This window comes from Phaeobacter sp. SYSU ZJ3003, from assembly GCF_041300735.1.
Classification (GTDB): domain Bacteria; phylum Pseudomonadota; class Alphaproteobacteria; order Rhodobacterales; family Rhodobacteraceae; genus Phycobacter; species Phycobacter gallaeciensis_A.
The window spans coordinates 16667-33615 of the sequence record NZ_PXNU01000052.1 but is presented as its reverse complement, the minus strand read 5'-3'; the positions used below and the strand labels follow the sequence as shown (position 1 = coordinate 33615).

11 protein-coding genes are annotated in these 16949 nt (G+C 63.2%); 10 read left to right on the top strand and 1 reads right to left on the bottom strand.

The window, feature by feature from the left end; translation table 11 throughout:
* Positions 1-36: 36 nt before the first annotated feature.
* Complete coding sequence (locus C6W91_RS17260; RefSeq protein ID WP_370571205.1) at positions 37-1056, bottom strand: hypothetical protein; 1020 nt, start codon at positions 1054-1056, stop codon at positions 37-39.
* A gap of 150 nt (positions 1057-1206) precedes the next feature.
* Here C6W91_RS17260 and glf point away from each other — a divergent pair, with 150 nt between their 5' ends.
* The 10 genes from glf to C6W91_RS17210 all read left to right on the top strand — a co-directional run bounded on the left by glf (position 1207) and on the right by C6W91_RS17210 (position 16944).
* Entirely contained in the window at positions 1207-2379 is a 1173-nt protein-coding gene (glf, locus tag C6W91_RS17255; protein WP_370571203.1) for a UDP-galactopyranose mutase, read from the top strand.
* A 66-nt stretch (positions 2380-2445) separates the two neighbouring features.
* Entirely contained in the window at positions 2446-4233 is a 1788-nt protein-coding gene (locus tag C6W91_RS17250; RefSeq protein WP_370571201.1) for a sulfotransferase family protein, read from the top strand.
* 90 nt (positions 4234-4323) lie between these two features.
* Entirely contained in the window at positions 4324-8268 is a 3945-nt protein-coding gene (locus tag C6W91_RS17245; protein ID WP_370571199.1) for a glycosyltransferase, read from the top strand.
* Between the two features lie 45 nt (positions 8269-8313).
* Positions 8314-9432: a polysaccharide pyruvyl transferase family protein gene (locus C6W91_RS17240; protein WP_370571197.1), complete on the top strand. Its 1119-nt coding sequence runs from the start codon at positions 8314-8316 to the stop codon at positions 9430-9432.
* Between the two features lie 90 nt (positions 9433-9522).
* The gene (locus C6W91_RS17235) at positions 9523-10275 is read left to right on the top strand and encodes a Stf0 family sulfotransferase (RefSeq protein ID WP_370571196.1); all 753 of its coding nucleotides are present in this window, start codon (positions 9523-9525) and stop codon (positions 10273-10275) included.
* Positions 10276-10366: 91 nt separating this feature from the next.
* Complete coding sequence (locus C6W91_RS17230; RefSeq protein WP_370571195.1) at positions 10367-11284, top strand: NAD-dependent epimerase/dehydratase family protein; 918 nt, start codon at positions 10367-10369, stop codon at positions 11282-11284.
* 11 nt (positions 11285-11295) lie between these two features.
* Positions 11296-14133 carry a rhamnan synthesis F family protein gene (locus C6W91_RS17225; RefSeq protein ID WP_370571194.1) on the top strand — a complete coding sequence of 946 codons (2838 nt, stop codon included), beginning with the start codon at positions 11296-11298 and terminating at the stop codon, positions 14131-14133.
* Between the two features lie 149 nt (positions 14134-14282).
* Entirely contained in the window at positions 14283-14816 is a 534-nt protein-coding gene (locus C6W91_RS17220; protein WP_370571193.1) for a hypothetical protein, read from the top strand.
* On the top strand, positions 14813-15784 hold the full coding sequence (locus tag C6W91_RS17215) for a glycosyltransferase family 2 protein (RefSeq protein ID WP_370571192.1): 972 nt from the start codon (positions 14813-14815) through the stop codon (positions 15782-15784). Before C6W91_RS17220 ends, C6W91_RS17215 begins: the two co-directional genes overlap by 4 nt.
* Positions 15781-16944 carry a glycosyltransferase family 2 protein gene (locus tag C6W91_RS17210; RefSeq protein ID WP_370571191.1) on the top strand — a complete coding sequence of 388 codons (1164 nt, stop codon included), beginning with the start codon at positions 15781-15783 and terminating at the stop codon, positions 16942-16944. Before C6W91_RS17215 ends, C6W91_RS17210 begins: the two co-directional genes overlap by 4 nt.
* Positions 16945-16949 lie beyond the last annotated feature (5 nt).

Genomic DNA, 16949 nt, shown 5'->3' with positions numbered 1-16949 from the left:
CAAAAGCGGGCATCCCGCTCCAACAATATCAGTCGCTTACGCGCTTAGCTGTTGAAGTTGGGTGATCCTGTTCGAAATCTGCCGCAGGCCCTGGCGCTGTGCCGGGCTGAGGCGACTGTCCGCAGCTATCGACTGGTCGGTATGGGTTGCGCTTTCAGCAGCGGCGGCCAGTGCCTTGGTCATGGGGGCGTCTTCGAAAAACGCCGCGTCCAGTGCCGCCGCATCTTCCTGGTAGGCGTTTTGCAGCAGGGGGATCAGGCTTTGTGGCATTTTCAGGCGCGGGCCTGCGGCGCTGGGGCCGCGGGCCAGCCGGTCCGCAAGGTTGATACAGAGCGCATGACGCAATTCGCGCGTCAGCCCGGCCTGACGCAGGACTTTCTGGATCAGTTGCAGGCTGGCCAGGTGATCCAGTGTCGGAGATTCATTCACCTGCGGGCCTGCGTTGATGGTGATCGGCCCGCTGCCCAGTGCAGTGTGCAGGAAATCTGCCACGACATCGCCCTGATACAAAGCGTCCCGCAGGAAGGGGCGCAGGGTAAAATCATCGCCGAAGACCTTGCGCCAGGCCGTAAAACGCGGAGTGTAAATGAATTTTTCTTGTCTGATCTGAGCCTTGCAGAAGGCGCTGATGTCCTGCTGTAGCCCACGTGTTTTGACACGTTGTGCGTAGGTCGACAGCATCCGCGCAGCATGTGGGCGCACATATGCAATCACCCTTACGCGTCCGGCGTAGTCCGGCAGATACTGTTCAACGGCGTCTTTCAGGGTTTCGGGTGTGACAAAGGCGAAATGCTCTGCCGACAGAACTGCCGTCTTTTCCTGCTGCTGACGAAGCCAGTCCGCCGTTTCTGCAAACTGGTGCTGGCGCTGCGGGGCGGGGGCATCGGCATAGAGCGATTTGGCCAGGGGAATGGCGTTGAGCCGGTCCGGGTAGGCCAGATCGTGTCCGGGACAGGACCAATTGCCATCAAACAGAGTTTGCTGGATTGAAGAGCTTCCGGTTTTAGGATCGCCAATGTGGAAAATCAGCGTCTTGCTGTGCGGGATGTTGGTCATCGGAGCGCGTCAATCTCTGGTATGAATCCATCTTTGTCTATTGCATTTGCATCAGGCACACAATCAGCCGGACGGGCGGTTCCGCCCCCTTGCGGCAAGGGCGCATTTCGCCTTTAAGGTGGGCAGGTTTTGGGCAAAGGGAACAGGCGTATGGCAGCAGGAAAACTCCTCATGGTGGGCGCGGGCCTATCGGGTGCGGTGATCGGGCGGCATCTGGCCGAGGCAGGCTATGACATCACCGTGGTGGATGCGCGCGATCATATCGGGGGCAACTGCCACACCGAGCGCGACGCCGATACCGGGGTCATGGTGCATATCTACGGGCCACATATCTTCCACACCGACGATGCCGAGGTCTGGGACTATGTGAACACCTATGAGACCTTCCTGCCCTACAAGAACCGGGTGAAGACCACCTCGGTCGATCCCAAGGGCCAGCGCGGCGTCTTTTCGCTGCCGGTGAACCTGCACACCATCAACCAGTTCTTCGGCAAGACCCTGCGCCCGGAAGAGGCGCGCAGCTTCATCACCGAGGAACAGGCCGATACCTCGATCGCCGATCCGCAGACCTTCGAAGAACAGGCGATGCGGTTCGTGGGCAAGGACCTCTACGAGGCCTTCTTCAAGGGCTATACGATCAAGCAATGGGGCGTGCAGCCGTCTGAACTGCCGGCTTCGATCCTGAAGCGCCTGCCGGTGCGCTTCAACTACGACGACAATTATTTCTTCCACAAGTTCCAGGGCATGCCGGAAAACGGCTATACTTCGATGATCGAGAAGATCCTCGACCACCCGGGCATCACCGTGAAGCTGTCGACCACATTCACCCGTGAGATGGCCGAAGGCTATGATCACGTGTTCTATTCCGGCCCGCTTGATGGCTATTTCGACTATGAGCTGGGCCGCCTTGGCTACCGCACGCTGGATTTCGAACGTTTCACCCATGAGGGCGATTACCAGGGCTGCGCGGTGATGAACTATGGCGAGGAAGAAGTACCCTATACCCGCATCACCGAGCACAAGCATTTCAGCCCCTGGGAAGAGCAAGAGGGATCGGTGCTCTACCGCGAATATTCCCGCAGCGCCGAGCCGGGCGATATCCCCTATTACCCGATCCGCCAGGTGAAGGAGAAAGCCCTCCTGGCCGATTATGTGAAGCTGGCGGAACAGACCGAGGGCGTCACCTTTGTGGGGCGTCTTGGCACCTATCGCTATCTCGACATGGATGTGACCATCCGCGAGGCGCTGGACACCGCGCGCGGCTTCCTTGAGACTGCCAAGTCGGGCAATGCGGCCCCGGCCTTTGCCGTGGCGCCGCTGTAAGGCATCTGGTAGGTCAGTGCGCTTAACAGTTGTATTTAGATACCAGAATTGAAGGCACAATCAGGTATGTCCAAGAAAAACGCTGCTACTAAGTCCCGTCATGCCGTCGTCGTCCTAGGGATGCACCGCTCCGGGACCTCTGCGCTGGCCGGAATGCTGGCGCGATTGGGGTGCGATCTGCCCGAAGCGATCATGCCGCCCAATGAATTCAATCCTAAGGGTTTTTATGAATCCTTGAAAGCCTACAATCTAAACGATGCGATCTTGGCCTCGGGCGGTTCCAGCTGGGACGACTGGCAGACCTTCAATCCCGGCTGGTACGATTCCCCGCGCCTGGAGGAGTTTCTGGATCGAGGCGCTGAGGCGCTGCAGGAGGAATACGGCAAATCGCGTCTCTTCGTGCTGAAGGATCCGCGGATCTGCCGGTTGATGCCCTTCTGGACGCGGCTTTTTACCGAACAAAAGCTGCAGCCCGTTTATGTGCTGACTCATCGAAACCCGATCGAGGTGGCGCACTCGCTGGAGACCCGCGAAGGCTGGCCGCAGGCGGCGGGGCTGCTGCTTTGGTTGCGCCATGTGCTGGAGGCCGAGGCCGGATCGCGCGGCGCGCGGCGCTGTTTCACCAGCTATGACCGGTTGCTGGACAACTGGGGCGGGGTGGCGCAGGCGATCAGCGCGCGTACGAAGATCAGCTTTCCGCGTTTTACGGGCAGTGTCGGGGCCGAGATCGGAGAGTTCCTGAGCAGCAATCTACGCCATAGCGTGGAGAAGATCGAAGCGGTGTCCGGCAATCCCATGGTATCGGATTGGGTGCGGGCCACCTTCGGGATCATGGAGCGTTGGGCCGATGCGGGGGAAGACGAAGCCGATCACGCGCAGCTGGATGAGATCCGCGCGGCATTCGACAAGGCTGCGCCGGTCTTCAGCCCGCTGTTTCATGCCCTGCGCAGCCAGGGTGATCGGGATGCGACAGCGCTGGAAAAGATGACCGCCGAGCGCGAGGCAGAACTGCGCCATGCGGCGGAGAAATACGACGAGCTGCTCAGCGAGACCCAGCAGGCGCAGGCCGAAGCAGAAAACCGGGGCGCGCAGCTTGAACAGATTGGGCAGGAGGCTGCGCGGCTGCGCGGCGATCTGGCGACCGGTCAGCAGGCCCTTGAGGCCTTGCGCGGACAGAAGGCGGAGGCCGAGCGGGCCAATGCGCAGCTGACCGCCCAGCTTGAGGAAAGCACCGAACGCCTCGATGCGTTGAAGCAGCAGCTCAAAGAGACCGAGGAGGAGCGCTGGCAGATCCGCAGCACCCTGGAGCAGCGCAACCAGGAGATCGAGGACATGACGCGCCAGAGCGCCCAGGCCGAGGCCCGTGCGGAGGCGCTTGCGGTCGAGCTGGAGCGCCTGAGCGCGGAACAGGCCGGGCTGAAAAGCGAACGGGACAGCCTGCTGAGCGAGCAAGCGAGGCTGGTGGCCGAACGCGACCAGAGCCAGAAAAGCGCCCGTGTGATGCGGAGAAAGTTGGAGGAAGACTTCGAGACCCGGCTGAAGGACACACTGGTGGCGCAGCGCCAGCTGGCGGATGACCGCAGTGCCGGTCTCAGCCGAGAAATTCATGATCTTGAGGCCGCTCTGGAGACCTCCCGCCGGGAGGCCGAGAATAGGGCGGAAGAAATGCAGCGCCTGAGCGCGGACCGGGACCTTGGCATCACCGAGCGCGAGGCCCAGGCCGAGATCCTGCATCAGCAGCAACTACGGATCGCCGAGCTGGAACAGATGACAGAGGCCTATGTGAACAGCACCTCCTGGAAGGTCACGGCGCCGCTGCGTCGGATCGTCAGGACCCTGCGGGGCCAGTCCTGAGAGACGTCGCCAGAGGCCTTGATACGGGGGGCTCCGCGCGGGTGAAATCGGAAAACGGCCTGGGCGGACCGGGTTGCTGAAGGCAAAGAAATGAAAAAGAAATCTTATACTGAATCGCTTTTTTCTGCAGACTGGTACCTTTTGCAGAACCCGGATGTGGAGGGGTTTCCCGGGGGCGCGCTGGCGCATTACAGCCTCTTTGGCTGGCGCGAGGGTCGCAGCCCGCATCCGTTGTTCGACGTGGCCTGGTACCTTTCGCAGAACCCCGATATGGCTGCCGGGGACATGGAGCCTTGCGATCACTACATGAACCATGGCTGGCGCGCCATGCGCAGCCCGCATCCGCTGTTTAACCCGGCTCGCTACCTGCTGCAGAACCCTGATGTCGTGGCTGCGGATGTGGACCCCTGGTGGCACTATCTACAAACCGGCTGGCGCGAGGGTCGCAGTCTCAACCCGCTGTTCGATCCGGCCTGGTATCTTGAGGTCTACGACGACGTCGCCCGGGCGGGGCTGGAGCCGCTGACTCACTATCTGGGAAATGGCTGGCGCGAGGGTCGCAGCCCGCATCCGCTGTTCGATGCAGGCTGGTACCGGGCGCAATACGATGTGCCGCAGACGGTTGATTGCTGGCAGGACTACCTGCAGACCGGCTGGCGCGAGGGTCGCAGCCCGCATCCCCGTTTCGATGCCAAGTGGTATCAGGATAGCTATCTGGATCCGGTGGCCCTGTCGATCGAACCGCTCGGACACTATCTGGACGCTGGCTGGCACGAAGGACTGCTGCCCCATGAGGGCTATGTGTCTGCGGAGGGCGCTGCCGCAGAGAGCGGCTTGGCGCCGCTTTATCAGGAGCTGCGGGGCAGCAGCGCCGCTCCGGCCACCGTTCCGGTTGATGCCGCAGAGACTCCCGGCGATTCCGTGCTGCGCACCGACGGGCGCCGGGGCCGGATCCTGCTGGTCACCCATGACACCCAGCTGGGCGGGGCGCAGACCGTGCTGCGGCTCTTTGCCGACTGGCTGGTCTCCTCGACCCGCTTCTCGGTCGGGATCGTGGCGGTCAACGGTGGCCATTTCCGCCCGGATTTCGAGAAGATCGCCCCAGTCTTCGTGCTCTCGGATCATGCCGAGGAAGACCGCGCCGCCGCCCTGGCCGATTGGGCGGGCGAGGATGTGCAGGCGGTCTTTGTCAATTCCATCGTCAGCGGCGCCTTTTACAAATACTGGCCGACAGAGACCCCCAGCGTGGCCTTCATCCACGAATTGCCGCAGATCCTTGAACGCTACCCCGAAGAGGTCGCTCTGGTGCGGGCGCGCACCGATCACGTGATCTGCGGTGGCCCCGGTGTCTTTGCTGCCCTGAGCGGGGAGTTTGGCTTTGAAGCCGCCCGGATGACTTCGGCCTACAGCTATATCGAGGCGCTGCCCAAGGGCGATACCGATACGGACCGGGAGGCCCGGCGCCGCGCCGCCCGTGCTGCCCTTGGGGTGCCTGAAGAGCGTATCCTGGTGATGGGGTGCGGCGTGCTGCACTGGCGCAAGTCGCCGGACAAGTTCATCGAGACCGCCGAGGCGGTGCTGGCGGCCGGGCTGGATGCGGAGTTCGTTTGGCTGGGCGGCGGCCCGGACGAAGAGGACTGCCTGCGCCAGGCCGAGGCGGCCGGGATCGCGGAGCGGGTGCGCTTCACCGGCTATGAAGCGGATGTGGCGGGCAAGCTGGCCGGCGCCGATATCTTCCTTCTGAGCTCGCAGGAGGATCCCTTCCCGCTGGTGGCGCTTTATGCGGCCCAGGCCGGGGCGCCGCTGGTCTGTTTCCAGGAGGCCGGCGGGATTGCCGATTTCGTGCAGACCGGCAGCGGCGTGGCGGTGCCCTTCATGAATATTCCCGCCATGGCCGAAGCGGTGCTGCGCTATGGCCGCGATGAAGATCTGCGCGCCCGGGACGGGGACACGGGCCGCGATCAGGTGGCCCGCCGTCACACGATCGAGGCGGTGGGACCGCTGTTGCTGCATCACCTGCGCCAGGCCGCCGGGCTGAAGCCCGAGGTCAGCGTGGTGCTGCCCAACTACAATTATGAAGACTACCTGCCACAGCGGCTGGACAGTATCACCGCCCAGACCTTCCAGGATTTCGAACTGATCCTGCTGGACGATGCCTCCTCTGATGGCTCGCCGCAGCTGCTGGAGGCCTTTGCCGAAACCCGCGCCGGGACAAAAACCGCGCTCAGCACGGAAAACTCCGGCTCGCCCTTTGCGCAATGGCTGCGCGGCATGGATATGGCCGAGGGGGAGATCGTCTGGCTGGCCGAAGCCGATGACTGGTGCGAAGACAATCTGCTGACCACGCTGCTGCCGGTCTTTGATGACCGCAATGTGCGGCTGGCCTCTTGCATGTCGGTGCCGGTGCAATCTGATGGCACGGTGATCGGCGATTATCCCTCGCTCTATCTGGACCGGATCAATCCCGGCCGCTGGAACCGCGATTTCGTCGCCACCGACCACGAAGAGGCGAACGAGGGCCTCGGCATCGCCAATACCATCCCCAATGCCAGCGCGGTGCTGATGCGCAAGTTCGACCCCGATCCGGAGTTCGTCGAGACGGTGACCGGCATGCGCCTGTGCGGCGACTGGTTCTTCTATATCCGCGCCATGAAGGGCGGGCTGGTCGGCTTCTCCGCTGCGCCGCTCAATTACCACCGCCGCCACGGTGGCACGGTGACCCACAAGCTGGAAGGCTCGCTGCGCTATTTCAACGAGTTGGCCGAGGTGCGGACCTATGTGGGCCGCACCTATCATCAGTCGCCGCAGGCGCAGGCGCAGATCCGGCAGTTCCTAGAGCAGGATATTGCCCGGTTCAACGTGCCCGACCCTGCTGCGCTGCCGAAGCTGCCCGCGCCGCAGAAGGCGCTGCCGTCCCTGGCGGTGATCGCGCCGGATCTCAGCCCTGGCGGTGGCCAGATGTTCGCCATCTCCCTGGCCAATGAATGGGCGCGGCGCGGTGGGCGCGTGGTGCTGGTCAATGCGCATTCGCAGCCGACCCATGACGCGGTGGTCTCCAAGCTCAATCCCGAGGTGGCGCTTTATCACGCCACCGATCCGGGTTTTGATCTGGCCGAGATCGTGCGGCGCTATGACATTGATCTCATCCATTCCAACATCTGGTGGTCGGATGCCCTGGTGGACAGCTACCGCGAAGATATTCCTGCGGATCTGCCCTGGGTGATCACCATGCATGGCTGCCATGAAACGCTCATGCAGCATCCGGGTATCGATCGTGCCTTCTCCGAGCGCATGTCGCGCATGACCGAGCGGGTGAATGCCTGGGTCTATCTGGCGGATAAGAACATCGGGGTGTTTGACCAGTATCCCCGGCCTGAAACCCTGCTCAGAATTCCTAATGGCATGGCCGAAGAACCGGTGCGCCAGCCGCTGGAGCGCGCGACCCTGGGGCTGCGCCCCGATGCGGTGGTCCTGTGCATGGCGGCGCGAGCCATTCCGTCCAAGGGCTGGGCCGAGGCGGTCGAGGTGGTTGAGGCGCTCAATGCCGAAGGTCACAAGCTGGACCTGATACTTTGCGGCGAAGGCCCTGCCGCCGATGACATCCGCGCCCGCGCCCCGGAGCATGTGCTGCTGACCGGTCAGGTGCCCAATGTGCAGGATTATTTCGCCATCTCCGACATCGGCATCCTGCCCAGCTATTTCATCGGTGAGAGCCTGCCGCTGGCGCTGATCGAGATGATGGCCAAGGGCCTGCCGCTGATCGCCTCGGATGTGGGAGAGATCCCGTCGATCTTGGGGGAGGGGGCAGAGGCGGCGGGGGTCCTGATCCCGCTGCAGGAGACGGAAGACGGCAAGCCAGGGCTGGACATGGCGGCCTTCCTGGAGGCCACGCGCCGGATGCTGGATGAGGACCTGCGCGCACAGATGGGCGCAAACGCCCGCCGCCGGTTCGACGCGGAATTCCGCCTGGACCGCATGGTCGACAGATATGCCGCCCTTTACGAAGAGCTTGGCGCCGGGACGGGGCGGGATTGATCGTGTCGCTCTTTTATTGGAAACTCACGAAGTGGAACAGATATAATGCCTGAGCTACGCAAACCCGCGGTTCTCGGGGTGCAGACAGCACCTGCTAAAAAACCTCTGAGCGTTGAGAACATGCTGCGGCGTACAGGGCAGAATACGGGCAATATGCTGTTTGCAGCAGCGACATCCGGTCTGTTCGAGAATGCGGTCAATACTGATTACGCCCTGCCCAACCCGAAGAAGCTGGAAGGCCGGGATTGTATTGTCATAGCAGCTGCGAACTGGCTGAATGGCCATGCGGATTTCGGTCATATCGCCGAAAAGCTGGAGGCAACAAACCTGCCGATCATCGCGCTGGGACTTGGGGCGCAGTCGCCGATGGAAAAACGGATCCCCAAGCTGAAACCGGGAACTCAACGTCTTGTTTCGCTTCTGGCAGAGCGCAGCCCGGTGATCGCGGCGCGCGGGACATTCAGCTGCGAGGTGCTTGAACATTACGGGGCGAAAAATGCCGTAGCGACGGGGTGTCCCTCCTTGTTGATGAACGGGGCAGAGCCGCCGGTGTTCCGCACTGCAGACAGCCATGAGCTTGGACCCGAAGACATCGCCATCCACAGCACGCGGCATCATTTCTACACCGCTACGGATCCCTTCTATACTTACCTGTATCGCCAGGCTTTCGCACATGGTCACGATCTGCTGCTGCAGTCGGAGCTGGCGGATTTCTATTTCACGCTTGGACGCCTGAACAATCCGGAGATCCGGGAAAAAGCAGCTGCAGTCATCCGTGAAGTGTACCAGGCGCCCCCTTATAAGCTGCGGGAGTATCTAGGCACCCATGGGCATGTATTTTTTGGCATGGAAGAATGGCTGACCTACTGCCGCAGCAAACGTTTTTTTCTTGGTACACGCATCCACGGCACCATTGCAGCGGTTCTTGCCGGTACGCCCTCGATGCTAATTGCCCATGACTCGCGTACTGTCGAGATGGCAGAAGCGATGGCCATTCCCTATGTCACCAAGGACAAGGTTGATATGGAGGGGCCGCTTCGGGCCGAAGAGTATTATCAGCGCGCCTTGGACCATGATTTTGAGGCGGCCTATAGCAGATACTGGGACGGCTATAAGGATTTCTTCGAGCGCTGTGGTCTGCGCACGAAACTGTATGACGCCTGATCTGCTCTTGGGTATGCACGGGGGAGAGCCAGTCAGGCTTTCTTGCCCGGCGCTACCTGTGACGTACTATCTTACTTTAGGGAGCCTCCCATGACGAAACAAATCGTGATCTGCGCGACGCAGCGCTGCGGCTCGACAATGCTGCTTGAGGATATGCGCTCGGCAAAGGTTCTAGGCCTGCCGGAAGAATGGTTTGCCAATTGGGCCGCCATGTCCGAAGAGCACAACTATGCCGAGGAGCTTGAGAAAGTGACTCGGCGCGGTACCGGTGAAAACGGTGTCTTTGCGATCAAGGTCATGGCGAACCAGCTGTTCGTCGTGGACAAGTGCCTAAAGAACGTTTTCGGGTTGGAAGAGGGTTTTGCCCCGAATGTCCATCAGGCTTTTCGGGATGCCGTCTGGGTGCGGATCTGTCGCCGGGATGCGTTGGGGCAGGCGATTTCCCGTGTGGTTGCGCAGCAGACCAATATCTACCATGCCACCCAGAACAAGGCCGATACGCATTTTGCCGGCGGCGTTGTGCGCGGATATGACGCCAGCTATGCGGATGGGGCGCAATACAACTTCGATGTTCTGCTCAAGCAGTTCTTGAGGGTGCAGCTGGAAAACACGGCTTGGGACAACTTCTTCCGGGCCCATGGCATCACACCGCTTACTCTTGTCTATGAAGAGATTGCGGCCCAGGAACCGCAGCAGGTTGTCGCCGCGATCGCGCAGCATGCCAATATATCCGCCCCCGCCGAGCCTTATACGAGGAAGTTGGCCAAATTGGCTGGGCGCAACAGCGAAGAGTGGCGCGATCTGTTTCTCAGGGATCTTTATGATAGAAAATTCAATGTCTGAGGCATTTTTGAGACCAGCCTCATGACATGTCGGAACTAGGCTCATGCCGCGGTCTTGTGCGGTACAGGTTTAGGTCAAGAGGAGAGACAGAGTGAAGGTTCTCATTATCGGCGGCTGCGGCTTTATCGGCTCGCATGTGGTGGACCGGCTTCTGGCCCAGGGCATGTCCCTGCGGGTGCTGGACCGTCGTGCGGAACAGTTCCGTCCGCCGCTGCCGGGGGTCGAATACGTGATGTGCGATCTGGCCGATACGGCGCAGATCTACGAGGCGCTGGCCGGGGTCGATGCGGTGGTGCATCTGGCCAGCACCACCGTGCCGGCCACCTCGAACCTGGACCCGGTGTCCGATATCCAGGGCAACCTGATCGCCATGGTGCGCCTCCTGGAAGTGATGCGCCAGGCCGGGGTGCGCAAGATGGTCTACCTGTCGTCGGGTGGCACGGTCTACGGCGTGCCGCAAAGCGATCCGGTGCGCGAGGATCATTCGCTCAATCCGATCAGCTCTTACGGGATCGTCAAGGTGGCGATCGAGAATTACCTCTTCATGGAGCACAAGCTGCATGGGCTGGACTACGTGGCGCTGAGGGCCTCGAACCCCTATGGGCCGCGTCAGGGCCATACCGGGATCCAGGGTCTGATCGGCACCCATCTGTGGCGTCTGGCGCGCAAGGAACAGATCGAGGTCTGGGGCGATGGCAGCGTGGTGCGCGATTTCATCCATGTGGGGGATCTGGCCGAGCTGTGCCACCGGGCGCTGGTCTCCGGGGTCAGCGGCAATTTCAATGCCGGCAGCGGCGAAGGCGCTTCGGTGGCCGAGGTGGTGCAGAAGATCTGCACCACCGTTGGCGGCGATGTGACGCCGATCTACAAGCCGGGGCGCAATTTTGATGTGCCGCGGGTGGTGCTGGATGTCAGCAAGGCCAAGCGGGAGCTCGGCTGGCAGAAGACGATCGGTCTGGACCAGGGCATTGCCGACACCTGGGCCTGGGTGCAAGAGCAGGTCGGGTGACAGGGGCAGAGATGTCAGACACCGAAAGGGCCGTCGCACGCATGGCGCCCTATATTGATGCGGCGTTCTATCGGACCCAGATAGAAGAGGCCCGCACCCGCGGGGTGGATGTGGCCCTTGGCGCCGAAGAGGATCCCGGCGTCCATTTCCAGACGACTGGCTGGCGCCTAGGCCTGGCGCCGAACCGTTGGTTCGATACGCTGGGTTATCTGGCCGCCACCCCCGAAGTGGCGGCGATGGGGATCAACCCCTTCCTGCATTACCTTGAGGCGGGGCTTGAGGAAGAGCGCCGCCCGATGCCCTTTTTCAGCGACCGGACCTGGACCCACCCGGATCTGAGGCGCTACGGGCGCTGTGAATACGGTCCGGTGCGCCATGTGCTGACCTTTGAGGATCAGGGGCCGCCACCGGCCGAGAGACTGCCGGAGCGGCTGGCGGTGCATCTGCATCTCTTCTACCCGGACATGCTGGAGCAGATGGCGGCGCTGCTGGCGCGGCTGCCCTGCGGCTTTGACCTGCTGGTCTCGGTGCCGGAGGGGGCGGATCTGCCGGGGCTGGAGCAGCGCCTGCGGGCGGCCTTGCCCCGGGCGCGGCAGGTGATCCTGCGGGACGGCCCGAACCGCGGGCGCGATGTGGCGCCCTGGCTGGTGCAGTTTCGCGAGGAAATCCGCCACTCGGATCTGTTCCTGCACCTGCACACCAAGAAATCGCCCCATGGCAGCTATCATGCGGGCTGGGGAGATTTTCTTGGGCACAGTCTTCTGGGCTCGCCTGCGGTGGCGGCGCAGATGCTGGATCTCTTCGCCGCCGATCCGGCGCTTGGCCTGGTCGCGCCCGCTTATTGGCCGATGCTGCGCCGGGCGCCGAACTATGGTGACAGCCGCGATCTCTGCACCCATCTGGCCACGCGCATGGGGCTGGCGCCGCTGCCGGAGCGCTGCCCGGATTTCCCGGCGGGCTCATTCTTCTGCTGCCGCAGCAGTCTTCTGGTGCCCTTGCTGGATCTCGATCTCTCCTTTGCGGATTTCCCGGCCGAGGCGGGACAGATCTGCGGCACTATGGCACATGCGGTGGAGCGCCTTATGGGGATTCTGCCGCTGCAGGCGGGGCTGCGGTTCGACATGGTGGCGGTGGATCTGCCCTTTGAACAGGCAGGCCAGCAGCCCCGGCGTCTGACGGTGGCGCCGGAACAAGGACAAGAGCCCGGGAAGGGGGCAGGGATCTCGGTTGTCTGCACGGTGACGGATCCGGGGACGGGCCCGCAGGTGATGGACGCGTTGGAGGCCGTTTTTGCCCAGAGCGCCCCGCCGCAGGAAGTATTGCTTGTAGAGGCCTCCGGCGATGACGGGGTGCTGGCTGCGGCGCGAAAGCGATTCCGGGACCGGATGGCACGCGGGCAGCTGCGGCTCTTGGCGCTGGAAGGGCGGAGTGCAGCCGCCGCGCGCAATGCGGCCCTTGAAGAGGCGCAGGGAGAGATCATCACCTATCTGGAGCCCGGCACGCTCTGGCGGCAGGATCATCTGGCGCGGATCGTGGCCGGTTTTGCTGCCGATCCTGCGGCGCAGAGCCTCTATTGTGGCTTGGTGCGCAGCGACCGGCTGAAGGGCGCCGCAGAGCGCAGCCAGCTTGTGGCGCCGCCGTACCGGCGCGCCGACCTTCTGGCGGCGCCGCTGATTGATCTGGGGGCCTTTGCCCACCGCCGCGATCTGCCCGGTGCCCTGGGGCTGCGGTTTGATGCCGGACTGGGCGAGGGTGCGCCCTGGGATTTCATCCTGCGCGCCTGTGCCCGTCGGGCGCCTGGGCAGCTGGATCATGTGGGTCTCGCGCGGCGCGCGGCGCCGGTCCAGACGCCTGCCTTGCCTGCCGAGGTGCGCAAGAGGGTGCAGCTGCGGCACCGCAATGAGCGGCTTTACTGGCGTCAGGACAGGCCGCAGATCGCGCTGAAAGTGCCGGCCCCGAAGCCTGAGTTCAAACACCGCTGGGGCGATCTGCATCTGGCAAACAGCCTCGCCCGCGCGCTGGAGCGGCTGGGCTGCCGCACCCGCGTCGATATCCTGCCCGACTGGTATGCCCATCACCCGGATGATGACGCCACGCTGGTGTTCCGGGGGGTGACCCCGTTCGAGCCGCGCCCCGAGCAGATCAACATGATGTGGCACATTAGCCATCCGGCCCGGGTCTCGCTTGAGGAGATGCGCGGTTATGATCATGTCTTTGTCAGTGCCTATCCGCGCGCGGCAGAGGTGATCGCGCCGCTGGGGATGCAGGCCTCGGTGATGCTGCAATGCGCCGATCCCGAAGTGTTCCACCCGCAGGTCGACCTGACGGATGTGCCGCGCCACGATCTGCTGTTCATCGGCAATTCCCGCAAGACCACCCGCTGGATGCCGCAGGCCTGTATCGATCGGGATCTGCCGGTGGCGGTCTACGGCGCCGAATGGGAAGGGCGGATCCCGCCGCAATACCTGAAAGGCACCCATGTGCCCAACGCCCGGCTTGCCGCCTATTACCGCGCCGCCCGTATCGTGCTGAACGATCACTGGCCGGATATGGCGGCGCAGGGCTTCGTGTCGAACCGGATCATGGATGCGGGGCTGTCGGGGGCGCTGGTGATCTCGGATCATTTCGTGGGCGAAGAGCTGTTCATGGGCCATGTCGTCACCTGCGCCAGCCCGGCTGAGGTCGAGGAGGCCGCGCGCCATTATCTGGCTGATGAACAGGCCCGGCGCGACAAGGCCGAAGGCCTGCGCCGCATGGTGCTGCTGCATCACACGGTTGAGCAGCGCGCCCTGCAGGTCCTTCAGACCCTAGAGGGGTTGATGCGCGACCGGATGCTACGCCTGCGCTGAATGCGCTGCGCGGAACAGCCGGGGCTGAACAGTCTGGGCTGACCGGGCCGCGCTCTTGAATTTACGCGGAAAACCCGTCTAAACATCCGGACGTCATTTGATTTCAACCCGGCGGCGCAACGACCTTTTGAGCAACAGGCAGAGGCACGATGGAACACAACCTTGATTTTGGCGCCGAGGCGCAGGCGAACCACTCTCTTGCGATCCTGCGGGCGATGGAGTGTGACGAGCAGGTGGCGCCGGGCGCGCGGTTTGCGCCGGGCATCTTCCTGTCGATGGATCCCGAAAGCGACACGAAGGCACAGGTCGCCAGCCGTCCGGGCATGTTGGCGGATATCCGCTTCACCACCACCCGTCCGGGACAGTGGCTGTCGCTGAACATCGAACTGGGCGCCTTTGACCTGACCGGCCGTGATGTGATCGGTTTCATGTGCAAAAGCCGGGCCGAGGATACCATTACCTTCCGCGCCTGCCTGCGCAGCGGTGCCGAGGGCGGATTTCAGGATGCGTTCTTTGGCAAGCGGGTGATCTCCTATGATACGCCCAGCACCCATGCGGACCTGATCAAGCTGGACGCGCGCGACGACATTCCCGCCACCGCACCTTGGCGCGAGCTGGTGCTGTTCTTTCCGCCCGACCTGCGCCAGCTGTCGTTGACCGATCTGTCGCTCTTCGGGGTATGAAACTTTCGCTGGTCATCCCGGTTCGGAACGATCCCGAAGGGCTGACGCGTCTTCTGGCACAGGTCGCGGAGCTGGCGCTGTTTGATGCGGTGCTGGTCTGCGACGATGCCAGCGATCCGCCCTGCCGCCCTGCCGATCTCGGCTTTGACGAGGCGGCGCTGGGGATCACCTATCTGCGCAGCGAAGAGCAGCGCGGTGCCGGCCATGCCCGCAACATGGGGCTGGATGCGGTCCAGACCGATCATGTGCTGTTTTTTGATTCCGATGATCTTCTGGCACCGCCGCTGGTGACGCTGTGGCAGGATCTGCAAACACAGGCGGCGCCGTTCGATTTCTGCCTGTTCCGCCACGTGGACAGCCGCGAGCGCGCCCTTGGCCGCCCAGGGCCGATGGAGGCCGATCAGCGGCTCTGGCAGGGCTGCGGCCTGCTGGGGGAGACCCCGCAGGAGGTGAGGCCCGATCAGGCAGTGCAGATCGTCCAGATCGCCGCCTATCCCTGGAACAAGATCTACCGCACCGGTTTTCTGCGCGATGAGAATATCCGCTGTACCGAAATCCCGGTTCACAATGACATCGAACTGCACTGGAGCGGTTTTCTGAAAGCCCGCCGCATCCTGGCCTCGGGGGCGCTGTGCTGCGAGCATTTCGTGGCCGCGCAGGGCAACCGGCTGACCAATCGGCGCAGCGCCGACCGGCTGGAGGTGTTCCGGGCGCTGGCGCCCCTGCACCGGGTGCTGCGCGAGAGCGGCCGGGAGCCGGAGTTCCTGCTGGCGATGACCGGCTTTTATACCCGCCTGTTCGACTGGATCCTCGGCACGCTGGAGGAACAGTATCACGCGGAGTTTTTCCGGCGCATCAGCGCCTTTCTGCTGGCACAGCACGACGATATCAGCATGGCGCTGATCGCGGCGCGCGATCCGGCGCTGGCACAGCGGATCAACGATCATATCCGGAGGGGCTGGGGATGAGATTTTCCTTCGTCGTCACCGCCTATAATATCGAGGATTATATCGGTCCCTGCCTCGACAGCCTGACGCCCTGCCTGCGTCCGGGCGATCAACTGATCGTGGTGGATGATGGCTCCAGCGATTGCAGCTGTGAAGAGATCATGGCCCGGCTGGCCCCGCTTGAGGGACGCGGTATCGAGCTTTGCCCGATCTTCCTCGGCGCCAATACGCAAGGCGGGGTCGGCATTCCGGCCAATGTTGCCCTTAGTGAGGTCCGGGGCGAGGCGCTGTTCTTTGTCGATGGTGATGATCTGCTGGAGGCCGGTGGTTTCATGGCGGCGCGGCAGGCCTATGAGGCGCGCCCCTCGGATCTGCTGATTGCCAATTACAGGGTCTATGACGCGGCTCTGGACCGCTATATGCCACCGGCGGATCAGCCGCTGTGGGCCCGTGTGCCCGGCGCCCGCGATCCCGAGGCGCGCCGCCATCTGGCCCTGCAGATGATCGGTGTGCCCTGGCGGAAGATCTACCGGGTGGCGTTCCTGCGCGCGGCAGGCCTGCGTTTTCCCGAAGGCGATTTCTTCTACGAGGACAATCCCTTTCACTGGCAGGCCTGTCTGGCCGCCGCGGAGATCCGGTTCCTCGACCGCAGTGTCTGCGCCCACCGGGTGGCGCGCGCGGGCCAGACCATGGCGGCGCAGGGGGCCGAGCTCACCGCCTTTTTCGATCACTACGAAACCATCCTGGGCCTGCTGCCCGACAGGCGCTACCGCCCCGATGCTCTGCGTTGGCTTCTGGAGAACATGGCCTGGCATATCGAGCGGCTCGATCCCGGCGCCCATTGGATCTATGCGCTGCGCGCGCAGGAGATCCTGGCGGCGGTGCCCGAGGCGGACTGGCAGGCGCTGCGCCAAGATCCGGTGGCGCTGCGCTCCTGGGGCGTGGCGCGGGCGCTGGCGGCCGGGGATCTGGCAGCGGTGATTTCCGGCTGGCAGGGGCAGGCGGTGATGCGCCGCCTTGCGGATCTGGAAGGGCATCTTGCGCATCTGTCGGATGAGATGGACCGGCAGCAGCAAACGCTGGGCGGTGTGCAGGGCTGGGCCGAGGGCCAGCGTGCCCTGCAGGAGTTTCACGCGCTCAAGGCGATGGCGAAGTCGAGACAGGCGGATGAAGCCGGGTAACCCGG